Source organism: Rothia terrae (genome assembly GCF_014705925.2).
GTDB lineage: Bacteria > Actinomycetota > Actinomycetes > Actinomycetales > Micrococcaceae > Rothia > Rothia terrae.
In genome coordinates, this window is record NZ_CP061539.1 from 1,607,870 (window position 1) to 1,630,258 (window position 22,389).

Genomic DNA, 22,389 nt, shown 5'->3' on the forward strand with positions numbered 1-22,389 from the left:
CCATCGCGTGTTCGGCCTATAGGATTCCGAGATCCTTGTGGAGCTCGTACGGTGTTACCTGTGCACGGTATTCTTTCCAGTTATCGCGCTTGTTACGCAAGAACTGTTCAAAGACCTGCTCACCCAGTATTTCAGCCATGAATTCTGAGTCCTCAGTGATGCGGATTGCTTCATCAAGTGAAGACGGTAGTGCCGAGTATCCCAGTGCGCGTCGCTCTGAGGACGTCATGGCCGCAATATCTTCTGATTCTGCAGGTGACAGGGGGTATTCTTCTTCGATGCCCTTGAGACCGGCTGCCAGAATAACGGCGTAGGCGAGGTAGGGGTTTGCGGCTGAGTCAATGCCTCGGTATTCAATGCGTGCTGACTGCATCTTGTTGGGCTTATACAGCGGTACGCGAACCAGTGCTGAGCGGTTATTGTGGCCCCATGAGAGGTAGCTCGGTGCCTCGCCGCCGCCCCACAAACGTTTGTATGAGTTGATGTACTGGTTAGTGACAGAGGTGAATTCCGGGGCGTGTTTGAGGACGCCCGCGATAAAGTGACGCGCGGTCTTTGAGAGCTGGTATTCCGAGCCGGCTTCGAAGAACGCGTTCGTGTCACCTTCAAAGAGCGAGAAGTGGGTATGCATACCTGAGCCGGCGTGCTCGGTGAAAGGCTTGGGCATGAAGGTTGCGTAGATACCTTGAGAAATCGCTACCTCTTTGACCACGGTGCGGAAGGTCTGAATGTTGTCGGCGGTCTGAAGTGCATCTGCGTGGCGCAAGTCGATTTCGTTTTGTCCCGGACCGGTTTCGTGGTGTGAGAATTCTACTGAGATACCGACTTCTTCAAGGGTTGAGACAGCACGACGACGGAAGTCCTGCACAACACCACCTGGGGTGTGGTCAAAGTAGCCGCCGAAATCCACGGGCTCGGGCACACCGGCTGGCCCTACCTTATTCGACTTGAGCAGGTAAAACTCAATCTCTGGTGAGGTGTAGCAGGTGAATCCCATACCGGAGGCCTTTTGCAAAGTACGCTTGAGAACGCCGCGGGTGTCTGAGGCACTTGGCTCACCATCTGGGGTGAGAATGTCGCAGTACATGCGAGAAGTCGGTTCTTCGGTACCGCGCCAGGGCAAGATCTGGAAAGTGGAGGGATCCGGCTGCAACAGCATATCTGATTCGTAAATGCGTGATAGGCCTTCAATGGATGATCCGTCAAAGCCCAGTCCCTCAAGGAAAGCAGCTTCAACCTCAGCCGGTGCAAGGGCGACAGACTTCAGCGTTCCCACAACGTCCGTGAACCACAGACGCACAAAACGCACGTCCCTTTCTTCGATGGTGCGCAGAACAAATTCTTGCTGGCGATCCATTGCCACTCCTTTATCAGAGGAAAATTTTGTTGTGGTGGCTCAGCGCTGTGAGGATGCTGTAGCCACGCGTTCTTACCTTTACTTTATTATCTGCACGCCAGGTAGAGGATCACCGACCATACCTTTTCCGCTGAATGACGGTTACGAGCGTGTAAATTTTGAAGCTTCTCGTGTCCGTATACCCCGGCGTGGTAATGCTTACGCAGGTGACAGGTTCGAGTCAGTACGTGTCGCACAGTAAAATTGGTTGTATGAGCAATGAACAATCAGCAGAAACTACAGCGCCTTACGGCGGTACACCGCAGACCGCCGGCGGCTTTTCACCTTCTGACAGCACCTACCTTGATGGCATTAAGAAAATCCGCACCGTGCACCTGGCTGAGGCCAAGGCTCGCGGCGAGAAATTTGCAATGCTGACTTGCTACGATGCGCTCACCGCCACAATTTTTGATGAGGCCGGTATTGAGGTTTTGTTGATTGGCGATTCTGCGGGCAACAATGTTCTCGGTCACGAGTCAACCTTGACCATCACCCTGGATCAGATGATTCCGCTGGTGGCCGCTGTGTCATCAGCTGCACAGCGTGCTCTCGTTGTGGCAGATATGCCCTTTGGTTCTTACCAGGTCTCCCCCGAGCAAGCCGTTGAAAGCGCTATTCGTCTGATGAAAGAAGGCGGAGCTCACGCGGTCAAGATGGAAGGCTCAGCCTACTACGCCGAGCATGTTCGTGCGGTGGTAAACGCGGGTATTCCGGTGATGGCTCATATCGGTTTTACCCCTCAGTCAGAGCACGCACTGGGCGGTTTTAGAATTCAAGGACGCGGCGACGCATCCGCAAAAGTTGTTGAAGACGCTGTGACGCTAGCTGAGGCGGGGGCTTTTTGTGTGCTGATGGAGATGTCAACCAACGCTACTGGTTCGGCAGTCAATAAAGCACTTGGCCCGGTGCCTACCGTGAGCATCGGTGCAGGTGCCGACGCGACCGGTCACGTATTGGTCTGGCAGGACATGATGGGATTGCGTTCTGGCAAGATGGCGCGCTTCGTCAAGCAGTACGCTAACCTCCATCACATCATGAAGGACGCCGCATCCGCCTACCGCAACGATATTCGTTCGGGAGCATACCCGGCACCTGAACACGGTTTCGAAGGGTAAAGAAAAGGCTGGGTCGCACTCAACTGTGCAACCCAGCCTTTTATTGTTTTAGTTGTTCCAACCGTCGTTGTCCCAGGATTCATTGCGATCCTGTGCCTTGGCCATCGCGTTGGCAGCCTCTTCACGGGTAGCAAAGGGGCCCCACAGCTTAGTCACTGCTGACTGCTGGCCTTCTTCAACCTGGCCGGTTTCAAGGTTGTACCAGAATTCGGGCTGGCTTACACCGGGAGTATTACTCATGATGCCATCCTTTTCATGCTCTGAGACGTCATTTTTGTGCGACGTTTCACTGGTTCTTACCCTAGCTCATTCCCGGTAAGATGTATAACTTTCCCGAACCTAGAGACAATTCACGGTGGCAAAAGATACACAGTTTGAAACCAGCATGGCAGCTGAGAACCTGCGAACTGCCGGCCTGAGCGACTACCATTGACTGTATGTCTAAGACCTCGCATAATCTTCCAGCAGAACCCAATAAGGCCCCCGTCGGAGCGCTCGTTGCAGGTACAGTTGCACCGCAGCGCTCGGTGCCCTCGAACATTGTTCGCCCCGAATACGTGGGCAAGCAGAACCCTACCGAGGGCGTCCTCTCAAACTTCTACAATGCCGAAGAAGTAGAGCTGGTACGCGTCGCAGGCAAAATTGCTGCCGGTGCGATTGTCGAAGCCGAAAAAATTGCTGTACCCGGCACCACCACCAACGACATTGACGTTCTAGTACACGAGTACATTTGTGATCACGGTGCCTACCCCTCAACCGTTGATTACCGCGGTTTCACCAAATCTGTGTGCACCTCACTCAACGAGGTCATTTGCCACGGCATTCCCGATAGCACCGTGCTTGAAGAAGGCGATATCCTCAACCTCGACGTCACCGCCTACAAAAACGGTATGCACGGCGACACCAACCGCACCTTGCTCGTGGGCGAGGTAGACGAAGAATCACGTTTACTCGTTGAACGCACCGAAGAAGCCCTGAACCGCGCCATGAAAGCTGTTAAGCCCGGACGCCAGATTAACGTGATCGGTCGCGTCATCGAAAAGTACGCCGCACGCTTTGGCTACGGCGTCGTTCGAGACTTCACCGGTCACGGCGTTGGACGCGAGTTCCACTCCGGCCTGATTATTCCTCACTACGACGCGGCACCGGCCTACGACACCGTTATCGAAGAAGGCATGATTTTCACCATCGAACCCATGCTTACCCTCGGCGGCATCGAATGGGATATGTGGGATGACGACTGGACAGTTGTCACCCGCGATCGCAAGCGTTCAGCCCAGTTTGAGCACACCATGGTAGTCACCGCCGATGGTGTTGACGTTCTCACCCTGCCCTAGTTCTCTTTTTCCACCCATACACAGAAAGGTCTGATGACTCATGACTGAAACCGCTGTCGAAACCATCTCAGCAGAAATTCCTGCGCCCACCGCTGCCGATCTTGCCATCGGTATCGATATCGGCGGCACCGGAATGAAAGGGGGCATTGTTGACACCCGCACCGGCAACCTGGTCTCCGACCGCTTCCGCATTCCTACCCCGCAGCCCGCAACACCTGAGAACTGCGCAAAAGTAGTGCGCGAAATCGTTGACGAGCTACAGTCCCGCGAGCTGGCTCCGGCACCCGATTCGGCAGTAGGCATTGACTTTCCCGCTGTAGTGAAAAACGGTAAGACTCTCTCAGCTGCTAACGTCGATGAGTCTTGGATTGGCGCTGACCTTGAGGGCATCATGAGCGCCGCGCTCAATGGCCGCCCCGTCCACGCGCTCAACGACGCCGATGCTGCAGGTCTTGCAGAGGCACTGTACGGCCAAGGACGCGATAAAGCTGGCCTGATTGCTGTTATTACGCTGGGTACGGGTATCGGTTCTGCGCTGATCATGAACGGCCAGCTCATTCCCAACACCGAGCTCGGTCACCTCGAAATCGACGGTGTCGATGCCGAAAGCAAGGCATCAGCTCGCGCTCGCGAACGCGACGAGATTTCGTGGAAGAAGTACGGTAAGCGTCTTCGTCGCTACTTCACGCACGTTGAGATACTCTTTACCCCCGACCTGTTCATTATCGGTGGTGGTGTATCGAAGAATCCCGAGAAGTTCTTGCCCTACTTTGAAGAAGATGTGCGCACTCCGATTGTGATGGCGCAGTTGCGCAATAACGCGGGTATTGTGGGCGCGGCTGTGTGGGCAGCCGGGCACACCCAATAAGTTCTGGGTTCTGTCTCTGCTACCAGCTAGAGGCAGATGAAAAAGAGCCGGTCGGTACTGCATCAGCACCGACCGGCTCTTTCAATATAAACTTTGAGGTTTTAGTCATCTACCTACTAGAGCAGGGTGGTTTGTTCGGGTCCGGCTTCGCCAGTTGCTCGAAGTTTTTCGATAGCGTTTTCGAAGTCTTGCAGAGAGTCAAAGGCCTGATAAACACTCGCAAAACGCAGATATGCAACGGTATCGAGTCGTGACAGCGGATCAAGGATGGTCAAACCGACTTCATGAGCGTCAATCTCAGCAAGCCCCTTTGCGCGGATAATCTCTTCGACCTCCTGAGCGAGCTTAGCAAGATCGTCCTCCCCTACCGGGCGTCCTTGGCAGGCTTTGCGCACACCGTTGATAATCTTCTCGCGGTTAAACGGTTCAGTGACACCCGAACGTTTAATCACCGCGACCGACGTGGTTTCAACTGTGGTAAAGCGGCGTCCGCACTCGGTGCATTGACGACGGCGACGAATCGCAGCGCCGTCTTCGGTGGTGCGGGAATCAACCACGCGTGAGTCGCTATGGCGGCAGTAAGGGCAAAACACTAAAGAGTTTCCTTAGAACAATTGATGTGTCTGTGTCCCTATTCTAACGATTTCGCGCGGTAATTGCTTCTCCGTGGGCAGGAAGGTCTTCAGCCTGCGATAGGGCAACGATGTCTTCCCCAATCTCAGCCAACGCGTCTTGGCTATATTCAATGAGTTGCACGATTTTCATGAAAGTGGTGGTGTTGAGACCGGATGCGAAGGCAGCTGTTCCGGCAGTGGGTAGTACGTGGTTTGATCCGGCAGCGTAATCCCCCAATGGCACAGGCGAGTACGGTCCAATGAAGATAGCCCCGGCGTTTCGAATTTCTGAAGCCACATGGGCCGCGTTACGCGTATGAATCTCAAGGTGTTCGGCGGCGTAGGCATTCGCCACCTGAATAGAGTGCTCTATGGAATCAGTCAGGATAATCCCGGACTGCTCCCCCTGCAATGCTGTTTGGACGCGTTCAGCGTGCTTGGTAATACTCACTTGTTTGTTGATTTCTTCTCGGACGTTCTTTGCCGTATCTTCTGAGTGCGTGATCAGCACAGACCCAGCGTTTGGGTCGTGTTCCGCCTGAGAAATCAGGTCAGCAGCCACGTAGACCGGATTTGCTTCTTCATCAGCAATAACCGCAATCTCAGTGGTGCCAGCCTGACCGTCTATACCCACTGTGCCCTGGAGAGCTCGTTTGGCAAGCGCTACAAAAATATTGCCCGGTCCGGTAATGGTATCGACGCTCTCAAGGTGGTCGCCGGCGTCGTCGATTCCATACGCCATCGCGGCCAACGCTTGAGCACCACCAATAGCCCACACTTCGGTAATGCCCAAAAGTCCAGCCGCTCCCAAAATAGTAGGATGCGGCAGTCCCCCAAACTCTTTCTGAGGAGGGGTGCACAAAACGATGGATTCTACACCGGCAGCCTGGGCAGGAACCGTGTTCATAACCACCGATGAGGGGTACACCGCCAGACCACCGGGAACATACAGTCCGACGCGTCGAACCGGCGTCCAACGATTCACCAGATAAGCGCCGGGGGCAACCTCAATACGAGCGTCTTCGGGACGCTGCGCTGCCGCAAATGCTCGAGTGCGCTCAATAGCTGTCTCCAGTCCGCGGCGGACCTCGGGATCAAGCTGAGCAACCGCGTCATCGATAGCCTGCTGAGGAACACGCAAGGCCCCCTGTTCTACACCATCAAATCGAGTGGACAATTCACGCAGATATTCAGCCCCACGCTCACGCACTGTAGAGATAATCTCATTCACCGTATGCTGAGCGCTTCCCACAAATTCAGCGGTCTGACGGGGCACAAGTGAGCGCAACTCGCTATAGCTGTGCTGTGTTCCGCGCAGATTGATGGTACGAAGGTTAACGTGTGATAACTGCTGATTGCTCATGCAGATAGTGTAGCCGCAAGTGTTTGGCTAAACGACTGCCAGTTTCACAAAGTGAAAAAGCTAAACAGCTCGCTGAGGCTCATCTTCACGGCTAAACTAAGCCTAACCAATGGTGACAAGAGAGCCTTAGCCCGCTACATTTTTAGATATGCAGATTAATAACGATTTAGAAAAACAGTTCCAAGCTCAGATCACTCTCGAATTTGAGTCATCACTTGTTTACCGTCAGCTGGCTATTGAAGCCGATGAGCAGGACCTTCCCGGCATTTCAGCCTGGTTCAACGCTCAGGCTGAAGAAGAAACTGAACACGCTCTCAAGTTCATCAAGTTCCTCTCAGACCGCGGTAACCATGCCAATATCGGCGCTATTGCTGAGCACAATGTAAAGACCGGTCTTACCCCCGTTGAGATGTTCGAAGCAGCCCTTGCCCACGAGCAGAAGGTTTCAGCGTCCATCCGCGATTTGTACCGAGAAAGCGATGCGGCTGGTGATCTTGAATCACGCCCTCTGCTCAACTGGTTTGTTGAAGAACAGATTGAGGAAGAAGCTACCGTCTCAGAGATTCTTGCGCATCTCAAGATGATCGGTAACGACGGCTCAGGTCTCTTGCGCCTAGACCGTGACCTAGCATCTCGCCAGCCCGCGCTGGACGCACCCGGCGAGTAAATGGTTTTATTCACTCAAAGATTGAGGGGTTCGGTACATCTACCCGATGTACCGAACCCCTCTTTTCGTAGTGGTTCAGTGTTTTGCCTCGTTAGTCGATGGTGCTGTGACGATGGCGTCCTACCAGCAGATACTCGAGCGAGAACTTACCGGCTCCGGTGAAGAAAAGAACCACGCCGGGAACAAAATAGAAGAGCGCCGGTTCAAAGCTCAAGCCGCCCTGCTCGCTGATCAAACCATTAGTGGGAATATTGACAGCGAGAATGATGAAAGCAAACATGCAGGCCAGCCAGAGGCCAGACCAGCGAGTGAAAATTCCAAGAGCCAGAGCAATGCCCAAAAGCAACTGCCCTGCAACAACCAAGAAACCGAAGAACTATGGAGCCAGCTCACCTACTGGAGCTGTTCCCAAGAATTTCACGATCCCCTGGTAGCCGTGAAGTTTATGCCAGTCGTGAAGGAAAATCGCCAAGGTTCCCAGACACAAAATCAGAAGACCGAAGCTTCGCATATTTTCGTGATTCAGGTAATCCAAAGTGACAAGGCGCTTCCAACCGCTGGTCTGTGCAGTGGAGTTGGCCGCGTACGAGCTGGTAGACGTAGTCATCATTTCTCCCATGAAACTATGAATGTAATGTGATGAATTACTTTCATTGTAGGAAGAGCTTTTAAAACTGTTAGTTATAAAACAACCTTATTACGTTGCCTTCTGCGGGGTTCACTGAAGAATCTAGGGCTGATAGCCATCAAAGCTTCTAGTCACCCGGGATATTCTTTCCAGCACCCAACTACCCCGCAGATACATTCACGCAGCACCAGCTATGAAGTTACCCAAATGTTAAGTTAGAGATTATAAGACTCAGAGTTCTCTCATCTTCTACGGAGTTTACACGTAAGAACTAGCAACCCTGCGATTGCTTCCAGAGCGTCCTTTACGAAGAGGGTTTCGTCCCCTCCCGGAGAAGACCAGGCATGCAAAAGCCCCGCATCAGCAAAGACTGCGGATGCGGGGCTTGAGTGTACTTCGATGGTCTATGCGGCGTCCAAACAGGTTGGCCCAAAGAGCACCTTTAGATCGCCGAAGAGGTTGGGATTAGGCGTCACCCGAAGGTTCGGCGGTATGCGCATGTGCACCTTCTTAGTGCGAGTTGAGAGCATAATGCGCACCTCTGACTCACCGCGGTGGTTCTCCAGCACATCGCGAAGCGCAGTAATTGAATCCTGCGTGGCCTTATACTCAGGGATAAAGATCGTGACCGGCCCTGCCTTGCCGTCAGCTGAAATCTCAGGAATCTGCATCTCCTGAGCAGAGATCGTCACAGAGCCATCGTCGCGACGCTGCAGGCGTCCCTTAATCGTACAAATCTGATCTTCGACGAGCGCGTTGGAATACGGACCGTAGACCTTACCGAAGAACATGATTTCAATCGAACCGGTACGATCTTCAAGTTCAATACGCGCGTACGGGTTACCGCTAGCTTTAGCGATACGACGCGATACAGAGGTAATCATGCCTGCAACAGTCACAATCGAGCCATCACCGCGCGTAGAGTCCTCATCCAACAGCGACTGTACAGACGCGTCCGACAGCGCATCCAGCTGCTCCTCTAAGCCACGCAGAGGGTGGTCAGAGACGTAAAGCCCGAGCATTTCGCGCTCAAAGTTGAGCTTGTCTTTCTTCTCCCACTCGGGAACATCCGGGATTGCAATCATGAGATCGTCGGAGGGATCATCGCCGCCCATTCCCATATCGCCAAAGAGGTCGAACTGGCCAGCAGCTTCTTGACGCTTGACCGAGACGGTTGCATCAATAGCTTCTTCGTGAATCATCGACAGCGGACGACGCGAGTGCCCAAGATCATCGAAAGCACCAGCCTTAATGAGTGAGTCCACGGTGCGCTTATTGCAGACGACCGCAGGGACTTTCTTCAAGAAGTCGTGGAAAGACTCAAAGCGTCCCTTTTCCTCACGGGTTTCGACCATTGCTGTCACAACGTTTGCGCCGACGTTACGAATAGCGCCCATGCCAAAGCGAATATCTTTACCTACAGGAGTGAAGTTCAGCGCTGATTCGTTGACGTCGGGCGGGAGCACCGTGATCTTCATGTGACGGCACTCGTTAAGGTACAGCGCGAGCTTGTCTTTATCATCGCCCACTGAGGTGAGCAGTGCTGCCATGTACTCCTGCGGATAGTGAGCCTTCAGGTAGGCGGTCCAGTAAGAGACCAAACCGTACGCCGCGGTGTGTGCCTTGTTGAACGCGTAGTCAGAGAAGGGCAGCAGAATGTCCCATAGAGCCTTGACAGCACCTTCTGAGAAACCGTTATCGAGCATGCCCTGGTGGAAGGTTGCGTACTGTTTATCCAGCTCCGCTTTCTTCTTCTTACCCATTGCACGGCGCAAAATATCCGCCTCGCCCAACGAGTAACCAGCGACCTTCTGAGCGATTGCCATTACCTGCTCCTGATACACGATCAGGCCGTAGGTGGTATCTAGGATTTCTGCCAGCGGCTCTTCGAGCTCAGGGTGAATAGGCGTGACTTCCTGCAGTCCGTTCTTACGCAAAGCGTAGTTGGTGTGCGAGTTAGCACCCATGGGGCCGGGACGATACAGTGCCAAAACCGCCGAAATGTGCTCAAAGTGATCGGGCTGCATGAGCTTAAGGAGCTGACGCATGGGACCACCATCGAGCTGGAATACGCCCAGAGTATCGCCGCGCGCTAGGAGCTTGTACGACTCGGCGTCATCAATCTCAAGCGTCTCAAGGTCGATCTCTTCGTTTCGGTTCATCTTGATGTTCTCAAGAGCATCCGAAATGATGGTGAGGTTTCGCAGACCCAAGAAGTCCATCTTGATCAGGCCAAGACCTTCACACGTGGGGTAATCGAACTGAGTGATGACCTGGCCGTCTTGCTCTCGGCGCATAATAGGAATCACATCGATGAGGTCGTGGCTCGACATAATAACGCCTGCCGCGTGCACGCCCCACTGACGTTTCAGACCTTCCAAGCCTTTAGCGGTCTCAAAAACCTTGGCGGAATCGGGGTCGGTCTCAATCAGTTCACGCAAATCACCGGCGTCCCCGTAACGCTTATCATCGGGGTTGTAGACATTGGCGAGCGCGATGTTCTTACCCATAATGTCTTCGGGCATCGCCTTGGTCAGGCGTTCACCGGTTGAGAAGGGGTAGCCGAGGACGCGAGAGGAGTCTTTCAGCGCCTGCTTCGCTTTAATGGTGCCATAGGTAACGATCATCGCTACCTTGTCTTCGCCGTACTTCTCGGTCACGTAGTGAATCACTTCAGAACGGCGGCGATCATCGAAGTCGACGTCGAAGTCGGGCATGGAGACGCGGTCGGGGTTGAGGAATCGCTCAAAGATGAGGTCGTGTTCAAGAGGGTTGAGGTCGGTAATACGCATAGCGTACGCCACCATGGAACCCGCACCGGAGCCGCGTCCGGGACCTACGCGAATACCCTGACTCTTTGCCCAGTTGATGAAGTCCGCGACCACAAGGAAGTATCCGGGAAAGCCCATCTGAGAGATGATGCCGACTTCGTATTCGGCCTGTTTGCGCACCTCATCGGGAACTCCGTTGGGGAATCTGTAGTGTAGGCCTTTTTCAACTTCTTTAACGAACCAGGATTCCTCGTTTTCGCCCTCGGGCACGGGGAAACGCGGCATGTAGTTCGCTTTGGTGTTGAATTCGACGTTGCAACGCTCAGCGATTTCTAGGGTGTTATCGCAGGCTTCTGGGAAATCACGGAAGAGATGACGCATTTCTTCCGGGGATTTCAAGTAGAAATCATCGGCATCGAATTTGAATCGCTTGGGGTCCTGCAGTGTTGAACCGGACTGCACGCACAGTAGAGCTGCGTGGGCTTTCGCGTCCTCCGCATGGGTGTAGTGAAGGTCGTTGGTGGCAACCAGTGGAAGATTCAGCTCTTTGGAGAGCTTGATGAGATCGTTCATCACGTTCTTCTCAATGGTAAGACCGTGATCCATGATTTCGCAGTAATAGTTTTCTTTACCGAAAATATCGCGGAAGTCGCTGGCTGCCTGCACAGCTTCTTTATACTGTCCCAGTCGCAAACGGGTTTGAACTTCGCCAGAGGGACACCCCGTGGTTGCAATCAGACCTTTACCGTAGGTCTGAAGCAGGTCGCGGTCCATACGCGGCTTATAAAAGTGACCTTCAAGCGATGCCAGGGAGGATGCGCGGAACAGGTTATGCATACCCTGCGTGTTTTCTGCCCACAGGGTCATATGGGTGTAAGCACCGCCGCCTGAGACGTCATCACGACCACCGTCAGCAAACTTCACTCGAGAGCGGTCCTGACGAGCAGTACCGGGAGTGACATAGGCTTCAACACCAATAATAGGCTTCACGTCTGCTTGTTTTGCCTTGTTCCAGAAATCAAAAGCACCAAAGAGAAAGCCGTGGTCAGTGGTCGCCAAAGAGTTCATGCCGAGTTCTTTGGTGTGGTCGAAGAGGTCAGTTAGACGTGCTGCCCCATCGAGCATCGAGTACTCGGTGTGTACGTGAAGGTGGGTAAAGCCTTTGCCGCTCACTGCATTCCCCTGTTTCTCGTGAAGTTATAGTCAATCAAAGTGTTTAGAAGTCGCCGTTGCGCAGAGTTTCTACAGCGTATTCCAGGTCTTGCGGGTACGGTGATTCAAACTCAACGTACTCCCCCGTGCCCGGGTGTGTAAAGCCTAGTTTGTGAGCGTGCAACCACTGGCGAGTGAGACCGAGGTTCGCACTCATGGACGGATCTGACCCGTAGGTTAGGTCGCCTGCGCACGGATGCTTGAGGGCAGAGAAATGGACGCGAATCTGGTGGGTTCGTCCTGTCTCAAGGTGAACCTCAACTAACGAAGCCGGTCCGAACGCCTCAATGACCTCGTAGTGCGTTACGGAGTCGCGTCCACCCTCAATAACCGCGAACTTCCATTCGTAGCCGGGGTGGCGTCCGATCGGCGCATCGATCGTGCCTTTGAGAGGATCGGGGATTCCCTGTACGAGGGCATGATAGACCTTCTCAACGGTGCGTTCTTTGAAGGCACGCTTGAGTTCGGAGTACGAGTTCTCATTTTTGGCAACCACCATGAGCCCGGAGGTTCCAACGTCCAAGCGGTGCACGATACCCTGGCGTTCAGCGGCTCCAGAAGTAGAAACCGTGATTCCTGCCCCGAGTAATACCCCCACTACGGTGGGGCCGTGCCAGCCTTGCGATGGATGCGCCGCCACACCGGCAGGCTTATCGACGACCACGATGTCATCGTCTTGGTACACGATAGAAAAGCCATCAACGTATTCTGGCTGCACATCGGTGATATCCCGCGGCGCAGGCGCATCCACCACCACGGTGTCGCCTTCAGCAACCTTGGCAGATTTTGTACTCTTAACCGGTTTACCGGCTCGCTCAATCTTAATCTGGCTATCTTTGGCCCAGTCAGCAGCAACGCCACGCGGCACATCCAGTGAGGACGCTACGAAGGCGTCCAAGCGCGTCCCTGCATTATCAGGGTCCACAGTCAGACGCTGGGTAATACGGTTACTCACTAGTTATTTCTCCTCGCTGGTTGATGCAGATTTTTCAAAGGTTCCATCGAGCTTAAGTCCCGCAACTGTCATGATGATGATTGCTGCCATCGCAAGGCAAATAGCGCTATCTGCAATATTGAAAATAGCGAAATTGCCCACGGAGATAAAGTCAACGACATGCCCAATCGCAAATCCAGGTGCGCGGAATAAACGATCCGTGAGGTTCCCTAAAATGCCGCCCAGCAGGCAGGCAAGAGATACGACCCACCACAGCGAACGAGCCCGCATCAATGCCGTCACAACTATTACTGCCGCGACCGCCTGAATCACCGTAAAAACCCAGGTATGACCTTCCCCGAACGAGAAGGCGGCGCCAGGATTCAGAATGTAAAACCAACGAAAAACACCGGGAATAACTTCAATCCTTTGCCCCAGTGTCATCGCGTGTTCGACCAACCATTTAGATCCCTGATCGATCATGTAGACCAGCACAAAGAGAACGATAGCGAGACCCCACTTAGAACGAGAACTCACTATACGACCGGTACGAACAACATCCTGTCCTGCGTTCACCTCACGCAACCCTTTCGCGAAACCGAATAACTTATCAAGCATACACGCGAGCTACCACTGAGACCTATGACCTCAGACGGCACACTCATCACACATAAAAATGGTGGGCAAGACCTGTACTGTCTTACCCACCACTTTCAATAAGTTTTATACGCCTAAACAGCGTCAGCCACTTGCGAAGTACTCACTTTCTGAGCTTCGATATTCGGCGTCGAATTCAGTTCTTTCAAATTCGCTTCCATGAATTCACGCAGACCCTGACGGTACTGCTTTTCAAAGGTGCGTAAGCTATCAACAGAATTCTCAAGCTGCTTCTTGGTCTGATCCAAATCAGCCAACATACGATTACGCTCGGTGCGAGCATCAGAAAGCATAGTGTTTGCTTCTTTTCGAGCCTCACCAATCATACGTTCTTTTTCTGCCTTGCCAGCAGCAACGTATTCGTCGTGCACCTTCTGAGCCATAGCAAGCAAAGAGGTTGCGTTATCAGGTTGCGCTGTAGAAACAGGTGCAACTTCAGGCTCCGCAACTACAGACTCAGTGTTCTGAACAACGGTTTCAGAAGCGTTAACAGGCGTTGAATCTTCAACCACCTCTGCCTCAAGCACTTCATTTTCAGAGGCACTAGCCTGAGACAGCTGATTCTCAGCTTCTTCGAGCTGCCGCTTGAGTGAAGCGTTTTCAGCATTCAACCGGCGAAACTCAACCACTACCTCATCAAGAAAGTCATCGACTTCCTCCATGGAGTAGCCCTTGGTGTACTTCGTGAATTTGAACCCCTTGTTGATCACGTTTTCTGGCGTAAGAGCCACGAGTGAATCACCTCATAATTTGAATACAACCGTTTTGGATAAAACGGTCAGATGTTACCCCAAAACATCTCTAACGGAATAAGATTCTACAATCTTTTGAGCGCTCGACAACCCCAAACCCGCCAGAAAACCCGTGCAGATTTATTTTCAAAGGAAATCTTTATCGTTATTAGTGTCTACACACAGAATTTGAAATGAAACACATCATTACGATACAACGCCCACCAATCCATGCGTTCGCTTTATGAAATGCTCAGCGTCATAGCGTTGGTGAAGTACTAAAATTCTATCCCCTAAACAGCCCACAAAGCTACCAAAAGAGAAAAATTTTATACTTAAAGCTCAAACAAATTAAAGACTATGAAAGTCCCGCAGTAATTCCACGCAAGATCGTCTGAGCAAAACCAACCGCAATCACAAGAATAAGGAAGCCGACATCCAGGCCAACAGCGCCAAGACGCAAAGGAGGAATCAGGCGTCGCAACGCATTCATCGGAGGGTCAGTAACGGCATAAACAGCCGACGCCACCACCAGCACAACGCCCTTCGGCTTCCAATAACGCGAGAACATCTGCACCCAGTCAAAGACCAAGCGCAAAATGAGAGCTATGTAAAAGAGATACACAGCGATTGTTAACAGCGCAAAAACGTATCCCATTCAACAACCTATGCCTGGTTGAAGAGGTGGTTTGAATCCTCATCTACAGAAAGAGGAATATCAGCACCTTCCGCACCTAACACCTCGAGGTTAGCGGGGGTCAACAAAAAGACCTTGTCTGTCACACGCTCAATGGAACCGTGAAGAGCGAACGCCAAGCCAGCTGAGAAATCAACCAAGCGCTTAGCTTCTCCCTCACCCATATCTGTCACGTTCATGATGACGGGAATATTCTCACGGAATGATTCACCGATAATTTTTGCATCATTGTACGAACGGGGGTGAATAGTGGTAATACGGCGCAATTCTTCTTCGCTTTCGTAGTGGGTTTCAAGAGGGCGGACGGCGCGAGCTGCTCTACTGCCAGAGGTAGAAGGTTGAGGACGCTCAGCAATAGGAGTAGATTCAAAAACCTCATTAAAATCTGACTCTTCTTCGACCTCTGGCTCTTCTTCTACGGGCTCAACTGTCGTAGTAGTGTAGTCCTCAAAGAACTCTTCGCGAGGGAAGTCCAAATCATCGTCGCTGTAATATTCTTCCTGATGAGCAGGTGCTTTACGCGGCTGATTAGGCACGGGCTCACCTGGTTCAGCGAGTCCAAGGTATGCCATAGCCTGCTGCAGGGTTCGAGCCATCGTCTCTCCTTATACTGAGCATTTTTATCAATAATAAATCTATTGGATTGGAACTTGCTGAAAACTACGCTCCTACCGATATGTTCTACTGTACCAGCGGACGCGGTCCCATAATCTGCGACCCCACACGAACGATGGTGGATCCCCAGCGGATTGCAGATTCCATGTCGCCACTCATTCCTGCTGAAATCTGATCTGCGTGTGGAAACTGTTCGCGAAGACGCGATGAAATACCATAAAGACGTTCAAAGGCCTGGTCAGGGTCTCCACCCAGCGGAGGAACACCCATCACGCCCGCGCAACTCAACCCCGGTAGCTCTTCAAGAAGTTGCGCAATCTCAAGAGCAGCATCAGCGTCGCTTCCGCCGCGCTTTCCTTCAGCAGCTTGACCTGCTGTTGCAGCAGCGTCCTCATCAAGGCTCACCTGCACAAAGCACTTCAACCCGCCCAAGCTGTGCGCCAACGGAGCAGAATCTTCTTCTGCCTCATAGCGGTTGAGCTGGTTAGTGTAAGCCTTCGCCAATGCCTTAGCCAGCGAAGGACGATCCACGGAATGCACGTCCGTTGCGTAGCGCACCACTGACTTTGCTTTGTTTGTTTGCAACTGACCAATGAAAGACCAGCGCAAAGGACTCTCATTGTTCAAGGTGAGCGAATCTAGATCACGTGCCTTGACAGATGCTTCTTGATCTCGGTTTTCACCGACATGGCGCACGCCGATCGAATAGAGTTTTTTCACATCGGATGCGGGAAAAAACTTGGTCACAACCATGAGCTCAACATCGCGAGAGGTTTCGTTCCGAACAGCAGAATAATCAGTGGATGCCTCAGCAATAGCGTCCTGAACTTTCTCAAGACGAGCCCGAAGCTCCTCTACACGTTCATTCATTGTTCTTCCTTCCAAATTACTCCAGCAATTCGGCCGTGGGGTGCGCCGCGTCTGTGCGAAAACAAATTCTTATTTTCAAAGGTGCAAGCGTTGAACTCTGTACTCACGCGAGCTACAAGGTGATGCCGGCTGGCAATAGCAACAGCTGCTGCAGGTAGATCAAGCGCAGGAGTACCCCAGCTCGTCTCAGAATCAAGCTCAGGGTGCTGCGCAACAGACTCATCATGCATAGCTGATGGCACCTCATAGCATTTACCGCAGATTGAAGGCCCAACCCATACCTGGATGCCAGTAGCGCCCTTTGCTTCTAAGGACGCCAAGGTTTGTTGAATAACACCGTCCAGCAACCCACGTCGTCCAGCGTGAGCCACAGCCATCAGAGGAAAGCCCTCTTGTCGAGATGCACAAAAAACAAGCGGTACACAATCTGCCACCATCACAGCCAAAGCGCGAGCGTTCTCACTGATGGCAGCATCGGCAACAGGTGCGGTTTCCAGCAACTCAGCACCCGACTTCTCTGCCGCATCTCGACGAGTAACTGGCTCCAGCTCCTTATCGGTAGCCACGTGGATTCCATGCACCTGGTTGAGGTAGGCGACAGACCCCTCCATCAGCCCCAGCTCTCGATCAAGCAAGACCCTGGACATCTGCACTGCACGTGCATTATCACCCACGTGCAAGCCGAGATTTCCGGTATCTACCGAAGTAAAACCAACACACACTCGATGCTCGCCCAAGGTCACTTTTTCTTGGGCAAATAAAGTGCTCACCGAGACTCCTTAGAACAGCGCATAACGTGAAGTGGTACAGCAAGAGGTCGAGACTCAAAGCCTCGACCTCTTACTCAATAGCCCATAGGCAAGAATTACTTCAGGAAGTCAGGAACGTCCAGTGAATCCTTGCGAGAATTTGATGAAGAATCATCAACAACCGGAGGTAAATCTACATCGAAGCCTGCGGAAGCGGGAACGTCGTTGTTGGACTGTGACCAGTTGTTGGACGCGGGAGCTGATGAGAAACCACCGCGCTGAGGCGCTGAGCCAACACCGGGCTGCTGCTGTGCAGAGTTACCGCCGAAGGTCTGCTGAGTGCGCTGAGCCTGTGAAGCTGCCGCGTTGTTGTTGTTTGAGTTGGTTTCGGGGTTTACCGAATCGAAACCAGCTGCAATCACGGTCACGCGCGCTTCATCACCAAGAGCGTCATCGATAACAGCACCGAAGATGATGTTCGCATCGGGGTGTGCAACTTCCTGAACCAGGCGAGCCGCCTCGTTGATTTCGAACAGACCCAAGTCTGAGCCACCCTGGATGGACAGCAGAACGCCGTGCGCACCATCGATGGATGCCTCGAGCAAAGGTGATGCGATTGCAAGCTCAGCTGCCTTGACTGCGCGGTCTTCACCTGAAGCTGAACCAATACCCATCAATGCTGAGCCAGCACCCTGCATCACTGACTTAACGTCAGCGAAGTCAAGGTTGATCAGACCCGGAGTGGTAATCAAGTCGGTGATGCCCTGAACACCGGAGAGCAGAACCTGATCAGCTGACTTGAACGCATCCAGCATTGAAACGTTTCGGTCTGAGATTGAAAGCAGACGATCGTTAGGAATAACGATGAGGGTATCAACTTCGTCGCGAAGAGCTGCGATACCGGTTTCTGCCTGGTTTGAACGACGGCGGCCTTCGAAGGTGAAGGGGCGGGTCACAACACCAATGGTCAAAGCACCGAGTGAACGAGCGATGCGCGCAACTACGGGAGCGCCACCGGTACCGGTGCCACCACCCTCACCAGCGGTTACGAAGACCATGTCAGCACCCTTGAGTACTTCTTCAATCTCCTGTTCGTGATCTTCTGCTGCCTGTCGGCCAACCTCGGGATTAGCACCCGCACCGAGACCGCGAGTAAGTTCGCGTCCTACATCAAGCTTGACGTCAGCATCTGACATCAGCAGCGCCTGAGCGTCAGTGTTGATAGCAATGAATTCAACACCGCGAAGACCAACCTCAATCATGCGGTTAACAGCGTTTACGCCGCCGCCACCGATACCAACTACCTTGATAACAGCCAGGTAATTCTGGGGAGTTGCTGCGTCCATTTGTCCCTCAATAAATCTTGATTTCAATCGCTCAGACTTAAACCTTCATCTTTAGATTGAAGGAACCTGAACGACTATTTACCTACATACTCACATAAAAGAGTATCAATACAATATGCGCATGTCGCATATGTTTCTTACAATCAGGCACTTTTTACCCAAAAACAGCAAATTGCCTAAAACTTAAAGTTTAACTTTAGACTATTTAGTGGTGGGGTGAAGCGGGCTGGAAACATCATAAGTATCTACCCCGCCATTCTCCGACAGTGCTTCACGCAATGAAATTAGAACCTTAGCTTTAAGTTCACTTTCAGAGGAGGTCCCCCACATCACCGTACTACCGTCTTTCATTTTCAACGTGATAGTCGATGAAGAATCCGCTTTAGTCTCAGAGACCTCCGAAATCAACGAACTCGGCAAGGACGCAAGAACCTGCGTGATAGGCCCAAAGGAATCTTTATGAGTAGCGTCTAAGCCTCCTCCGATTAGCGGCACGCCGGCATCCTCAACAGAGTCTACGGTACCAAGTTGTACACCGTCAGAATCAACCAGATAGAACTTTTTATCCTGTTCGACTACAGCAACCGGAACGCGCTCTTGCAAGCGAACTACCAACTCATGGGGCGGATGCGACTCAATAGTGACACCTCTAAGAATGGAGTTCTCCCCCAACCTGTTCTGAACATCTTGTTCGCTCACACGCGTCAGCGGCACACCGTCTAGATCAGAGAGCTGCTGCTGCACATAGTCCTCTGATAGCAGATGTGCCCCCTGCACGGTGATGGTGCGAACAGCAAGTAAAGGCGAGTAAAAGACAATTCCTACGAATAGCACGGTAGCTACAAGAAAAGCTCCAAGCGCAACCGCCCACCGCTTAGCTTTCTTGCGCTTACGTTGCTGACGCAATTGCGATAACCGTCTATCAATCTCGGGGGTATGAACTGCCTTTTTCTGTCCCTGTTGCGTATTGCGTTCTTTCGTTGCAGCCCGCCACTGAGTCAGCCGACCAACTTTTTGGTCCTCGACGCTCACCAGCTCATCAGCAGTATCAAGGCGTCGCACCTTCGGCGAGTTAGCACTCACCTCAGGATTCTGTTGTTCAGCCACGTGAGAGACATCCTTTACTGGTTGTGTCTTGATCAAGAAGTTGAGATGGAAAGGCTAGTTTTCCTGGGTAGCCAGCGCTTCGATGAGAGCATTCCCGTACGAGGTGATATCACCAGCACCAACCGTCATGACAATATCGCCGGGCTGAGCCTGCTGAGCAATCAGTTCAACAGCCTCATGGCCACTATGAGCGTACTTTACCTCTGAATAACCGGCATCGGTAATAAGGTGGCTGGTGACGCCCTCGATTGGGAGCTCACGGGCCGGATAGATATCTAGCACGTAGGAACGGTCAGCTAAAGACAGAGCCTGAGCGAACTCGCGTGAAAATTCCTGCGTACGTGAGAACAGGTGCGGCTGGAACATGACATACAGGTTGTGTCCGGCAGCTACGGTTCGTCCGGTTTCAAGAGCGCGCTGAACTTCGGTGGGATGATGCGCGTAGTCATCAAATACGCTCACACCGTTAGCTACACCGCGCAAGGTGAAACGACGGTCGGTACCGGTAAACTTCCTCAGCGCCTGAACAATTTCAACGGGGTCAGAGCCCGCGAGCAAACCACACACGAAGCCTGCAGTTGCATTGAGCTGATTATGGATGCCGGGGATGTTAAGAGTCAGAGTTGTTGCACCTTGGTAGCTCTTTCCACCCAGTTCAAAGTCCCATCGGATGTTTGAAGAACACACGGTTCCTTCGCTGGTGGAACCCAATAGCTGCACATCTGCCTCTGCAGATTCGCCGTAGGTGACTACCTGAACACCTGCCTCGCGGCTACGGCGCGCCAAATCCATCGCCCCTGCATCGTCAGCACACGTCACGAGCACACCGTCATCATTCATGGACGCCACAAAGCGGTTGAAGGATTCATACACTTTTTCAGCGGTGCCATAGAAATCAAGGTGGTCAGGCTCAACGTTAGTAACCACTGCAATCTGGGGCAGATAACGAACAAAAGAGCCATCAGACTCGTCAGCCTCAGCAACAAACCATGAGGTTTCAGAGGTACTACCCAAGTGAGCATTGGTACCGTAACCTGCAATTTCTGAGCCCACAGCAAAGGAGGGATCCTGCGCAAGCCCGTCAAACATCACTGCAATCATGGACGACGTGGTGGTCTTACCGTGCGTACCTGCAACAGCAATAACCTGAGAATCTCCCATTGCAGCAGCCAAGGCTTCTGAGCGGTGAATGATACGAAGACCCAGCTCACGAGCAGCAACCATCTCGGGATTGTCCGCCTTGATAGCGGTCGAAACCACAACGGTCTGGACGCCCTCAACGTTCTGCGCAGCCTGAGGCACAGTAACCTTAGCTCCCTGAGCTCGAAGCGCGTTAAGCCCGGCGCTTTCACGCTGATCAGAGCCTGAAACTTCAACCCCAGCCTGCAACATCAAACGAGCCACGGCAGACATACCGGCGCCACCGATACCCACAAAGTGCACGCGTCCTAGATCTGAAAGACGGGGACGCGCCGCAAACGGAGGATTCAGAACGTCGGGCATCTCAAGATTAAGATTCATCATTGATTTAGTCATTTACCTGCCACCTTCAATACTTCGTGTGCCATAACCTGCGCCGCGTTTCGAATACCGTGGCTGTATGACTTAGTTGCCATGTCGGCTAGCGTTTCGCTGTCTTTAACAAGTGTGGGAATATTCGCCGAGAACCATTCAGGGGTGAACTCGGAGTCTTTCACCAGCAGGGCTGCACCAGCGTCCACCAATCCACGGGCGTTCAGTGCCTGCTCACCATTGCCAATGGGAAGCGGAACAAAGACTGCGGGTACGCCCACAGCTGCGATTTCGCTGACGGTTGCAGCTCCTGCTCGTACTACCAGTAAATCTGCAGCGGCGTAGACGTCCTGCATACCGTTGATGAACTCAACCTGTCGATAGTTAGTGGCTTCAAGCGGTTTGCCTGAATCATCGAGTACGACCTTGTCGTGTCCGGTGATGTGAAGCAACTGAATGCCCCACTCCTCGAGCAAACCGGCAATGGCTTTAACGGTGGTGTTCATGCTCAAGGCACCCAAAGAACCACCGGTAACAATAATGGTGGGAAGATCAGCATCGAGTCCCAGAGCTTTACGGGCGTCATTGCGACGAGCATTGCGATCAACGGACGCTACCTCACCGCGCATGGGCATACCAACATAGCGGGCACCCGCAATAGGGGTGTTTTCAAACGCGGTAGCTACAAGGTGAGCTTTCTTTGCGCCGACCTTATTAGCTAGGCCAGGTTTCGCATTGCCCTCGTGAATTACTACAGGAATGTTCAGCTTATGCGCAGCCAGATACATCGGTGTGCAGACGTAACCGCCCACGCCGACCACTACGTCTGCCTCTGCACGACGCAAAATATCGGCCGCTTGTTTCAAAGCCTTATTGAACTGAAGAGGAAATTTTAGAGCAGCCGCATTAGGACGACGCGGAAAAGGAACCTTAGGAATGAACTCAATATCGTAGCCTGCCTCAGGCACTAGACGTTCTTCCATGCTTCCGGCTGTTCCCACTGTCAGAATCTTCGTCTCTGGCGCTTCAGCCTTGATGGCATCTGCAATAGACAGCATCGGGCTAATATGCCCAGCGGTTCCACCGCCAGCAAGTACTACTGAAGGTGCTTTGCTCATCTCAAACTCCAATAAAATTTTGCGTATTAATCCTAAGTCTACGCGGTGAAGCGATGATTCTCTAAACGTATCCTTTCCTCAA

At 52.6% G+C, this 22,389-nt stretch carries 22 protein-coding genes; 4 read left to right on the forward strand and 18 right to left on the reverse strand.

Translation table 11 applies throughout. From position 1 onward, the window contains the following. Positions 1-16: 16 nt before the first annotated feature. A complete protein-coding gene (glnA, locus tag IDM49_RS07435; protein WP_190724045.1) occupies positions 17-1,357 on the reverse strand; it encodes a type I glutamate--ammonia ligase in 1,341 nt (446 codons plus the stop codon). 251 nt (positions 1,358-1,608) lie between these two features. On the opposite strand from glnA, the gene panB reads away from it, so the two are divergent. After that, complete coding sequence (gene panB, locus IDM49_RS07440) at positions 1,609-2,511, forward strand: 3-methyl-2-oxobutanoate hydroxymethyltransferase (protein ID WP_190724046.1); 903 nt, start codon at positions 1,609-1,611, stop codon at positions 2,509-2,511. Positions 2,512-2,559: 48 nt separating this feature from the next. Here panB and IDM49_RS07445 read toward each other — a convergent pair whose 3' ends face one another. Beyond that, positions 2,560-2,751: an SPOR domain-containing protein gene (locus tag IDM49_RS07445; RefSeq protein ID WP_168615050.1), complete on the reverse strand. Its 192-nt coding sequence runs from the start codon at positions 2,749-2,751 to the stop codon at positions 2,560-2,562. Positions 2,752-2,948: 197 nt separating this feature from the next. On the opposite strand from IDM49_RS07445, the gene map reads away from it, so the two are divergent. After that, positions 2,949-3,848 (forward strand): type I methionyl aminopeptidase, encoded by a 900-nt coding sequence (gene map / locus IDM49_RS07450; RefSeq protein ID WP_168615051.1) that lies wholly within the window; start codon positions 2,949-2,951, stop codon positions 3,846-3,848. 40 nt (positions 3,849-3,888) lie between these two features. Beyond that, positions 3,889-4,716 carry a polyphosphate--glucose phosphotransferase gene (gene ppgK / locus IDM49_RS07455; RefSeq protein ID WP_168615052.1) on the forward strand — a complete coding sequence of 276 codons (828 nt, stop codon included), beginning with the start codon at positions 3,889-3,891 and terminating at the stop codon, positions 4,714-4,716. A gap of 116 nt (positions 4,717-4,832) precedes the next feature. Here the strand turns inward: ppgK and nrdR are convergent, their stop codons facing one another. Both nrdR and hisD read right to left on the reverse strand, forming a co-directional pair. After that, positions 4,833-5,309 (reverse strand): transcriptional regulator NrdR, encoded by a 477-nt coding sequence (nrdR, locus tag IDM49_RS07460; protein ID WP_168615053.1) that lies wholly within the window; start codon positions 5,307-5,309, stop codon positions 4,833-4,835. Positions 5,310-5,352: 43 nt separating this feature from the next. Beyond that, on the reverse strand, positions 5,353-6,693 hold the full coding sequence (gene hisD / locus IDM49_RS07465; RefSeq protein WP_190724047.1) for a histidinol dehydrogenase: 1,341 nt from the start codon (positions 6,691-6,693) through the stop codon (positions 5,353-5,355). 148 nt (positions 6,694-6,841) lie between these two features. Between hisD and IDM49_RS07470 the strand changes: the two genes are divergently transcribed. Next, a complete protein-coding gene (locus IDM49_RS07470) occupies positions 6,842-7,360 on the forward strand; it encodes a ferritin (protein WP_168615572.1) in 519 nt (172 codons plus the stop codon). Between the two features lie 91 nt (positions 7,361-7,451). Here IDM49_RS07470 and IDM49_RS07475 read toward each other — a convergent pair whose 3' ends face one another. From IDM49_RS07475 to murG, 14 genes are all read right to left on the reverse strand, one after another. Beyond that, entirely contained in the window at positions 7,452-7,724 is a 273-nt protein-coding gene (locus tag IDM49_RS07475; protein ID WP_190724048.1) for a hypothetical protein, read from the reverse strand. A gap of 12 nt (positions 7,725-7,736) precedes the next feature. Beyond that, positions 7,737-7,967, reverse strand: coding sequence for a hypothetical protein (locus IDM49_RS07480; RefSeq protein WP_193836645.1), 231 nt, complete (start codon positions 7,965-7,967; stop codon positions 7,737-7,739). 425 nt (positions 7,968-8,392) lie between these two features. Beyond that, positions 8,393-11,932 (reverse strand): DNA polymerase III subunit alpha, encoded by a 3,540-nt coding sequence (gene dnaE, locus IDM49_RS07485; protein ID WP_190724050.1) that lies wholly within the window; start codon positions 11,930-11,932, stop codon positions 8,393-8,395. A gap of 43 nt (positions 11,933-11,975) precedes the next feature. Further along, positions 11,976-12,926, reverse strand: coding sequence for an RluA family pseudouridine synthase (locus IDM49_RS07490; protein WP_190724051.1), 951 nt, complete (start codon positions 12,924-12,926; stop codon positions 11,976-11,978). A gap of 3 nt (positions 12,927-12,929) precedes the next feature. Further along, complete coding sequence (lspA, locus tag IDM49_RS07495; RefSeq protein ID WP_190724052.1) at positions 12,930-13,523, reverse strand: signal peptidase II; 594 nt, start codon at positions 13,521-13,523, stop codon at positions 12,930-12,932. A 113-nt stretch (positions 13,524-13,636) separates the two neighbouring features. After that, a complete protein-coding gene (locus IDM49_RS07500; RefSeq protein ID WP_190724053.1) occupies positions 13,637-14,293 on the reverse strand; it encodes a DivIVA domain-containing protein in 657 nt (218 codons plus the stop codon). Positions 14,294-14,651: 358 nt separating this feature from the next. Further along, positions 14,652-14,951: a YggT family protein gene (locus IDM49_RS07505; RefSeq protein WP_190724054.1), complete on the reverse strand. Its 300-nt coding sequence runs from the start codon at positions 14,949-14,951 to the stop codon at positions 14,652-14,654. 8 nt (positions 14,952-14,959) lie between these two features. After that, positions 14,960-15,586: a cell division protein SepF gene (locus tag IDM49_RS07510; RefSeq protein WP_168615564.1), complete on the reverse strand. Its 627-nt coding sequence runs from the start codon at positions 15,584-15,586 to the stop codon at positions 14,960-14,962. An 85-nt stretch (positions 15,587-15,671) separates the two neighbouring features. Continuing rightward, positions 15,672-16,475, reverse strand: coding sequence for a YggS family pyridoxal phosphate-dependent enzyme (locus tag IDM49_RS07515; protein WP_190724055.1), 804 nt, complete (start codon positions 16,473-16,475; stop codon positions 15,672-15,674). Further along, a complete protein-coding gene (locus IDM49_RS07520) occupies positions 16,472-17,245 on the reverse strand; it encodes a polyphenol oxidase family protein (protein WP_190724056.1) in 774 nt (257 codons plus the stop codon). Before IDM49_RS07520 ends, IDM49_RS07515 begins: the two co-directional genes overlap by 4 nt. 95 nt (positions 17,246-17,340) lie before the next feature. Next, a complete protein-coding gene (gene ftsZ / locus IDM49_RS07525) occupies positions 17,341-18,570 on the reverse strand; it encodes a cell division protein FtsZ (protein ID WP_168615561.1) in 1,230 nt (409 codons plus the stop codon). Between the two features lie 201 nt (positions 18,571-18,771). Then, positions 18,772-19,677, reverse strand: coding sequence for a cell division protein FtsQ/DivIB (locus tag IDM49_RS07530; protein ID WP_190724057.1), 906 nt, complete (start codon positions 19,675-19,677; stop codon positions 18,772-18,774). A 54-nt stretch (positions 19,678-19,731) separates the two neighbouring features. Further along, entirely contained in the window at positions 19,732-21,213 is a 1,482-nt protein-coding gene (murC, locus tag IDM49_RS07535; protein ID WP_190724058.1) for a UDP-N-acetylmuramate--L-alanine ligase, read from the reverse strand. Continuing rightward, entirely contained in the window at positions 21,210-22,307 is a 1,098-nt protein-coding gene (gene murG / locus IDM49_RS07540) for an undecaprenyldiphospho-muramoylpentapeptide beta-N-acetylglucosaminyltransferase (RefSeq protein ID WP_190724059.1), read from the reverse strand. Before murG ends, murC begins: the two co-directional genes overlap by 4 nt. Positions 22,308-22,389 lie beyond the last annotated feature (82 nt).

Excerpts from the sequence above, each read along its gene's own strand:
- lspA (WP_190724052.1), bottom strand. The coding sequence starts at position 13,523 with ATGCTTGATAAGTTATTCGGTTTCGCGAAAGGGTTGCGTGAGGTGAAC.
- murC (WP_190724058.1), bottom strand. The coding sequence starts at position 21,213 with ATGACTAAATCAATGATGAATCTTAATCTTGAGATGCCCGACGTTCTG.
- ppgK (WP_168615052.1), top strand. The coding sequence starts at position 3,889 with ATGACTGAAACCGCTGTCGAAACCATCTCAGCAGAAATTCCTGCGCCC.
- map (WP_168615051.1), top strand. The coding sequence starts at position 2,949 with ATGTCTAAGACCTCGCATAATCTTCCAGCAGAACCCAATAAGGCCCCC.
- ftsZ (WP_168615561.1), bottom strand. The coding sequence starts at position 18,570 with ATGGACGCAGCAACTCCCCAGAATTACCTGGCTGTTATCAAGGTAGTT.
- glnA (WP_190724045.1), bottom strand. The coding sequence starts at position 1,357 with ATGGATCGCCAGCAAGAATTTGTTCTGCGCACCATCGAAGAAAGGGAC.
- IDM49_RS07445 (WP_168615050.1), bottom strand. The coding sequence starts at position 2,751 with ATGAGTAATACTCCCGGTGTAAGCCAGCCCGAATTCTGGTACAACCTT.
- IDM49_RS07470 (WP_168615572.1), top strand. The coding sequence starts at position 6,842 with ATGCAGATTAATAACGATTTAGAAAAACAGTTCCAAGCTCAGATCACT.
- IDM49_RS07515 (WP_190724055.1), bottom strand. The coding sequence starts at position 16,475 with ATGAATGAACGTGTAGAGGAGCTTCGGGCTCGTCTTGAGAAAGTTCAG.
- IDM49_RS07510 (WP_168615564.1), bottom strand. The coding sequence starts at position 15,586 with ATGGCTCGAACCCTGCAGCAGGCTATGGCATACCTTGGACTCGCTGAA.
- IDM49_RS07480 (WP_193836645.1), bottom strand. The coding sequence starts at position 7,967 with ATGACTACGTCTACCAGCTCGTACGCGGCCAACTCCACTGCACAGACC.
- IDM49_RS07505 (WP_190724054.1), bottom strand. The coding sequence starts at position 14,951 with ATGGGATACGTTTTTGCGCTGTTAACAATCGCTGTGTATCTCTTTTAC.
- panB (WP_190724046.1), top strand. The coding sequence starts at position 1,609 with ATGAGCAATGAACAATCAGCAGAAACTACAGCGCCTTACGGCGGTACA.
- hisD (WP_190724047.1), bottom strand. The coding sequence starts at position 6,693 with ATGAGCAATCAGCAGTTATCACACGTTAACCTTCGTACCATCAATCTG.
- murG (WP_190724059.1), bottom strand. The coding sequence starts at position 22,307 with ATGAGCAAAGCACCTTCAGTAGTACTTGCTGGCGGTGGAACCGCTGGG.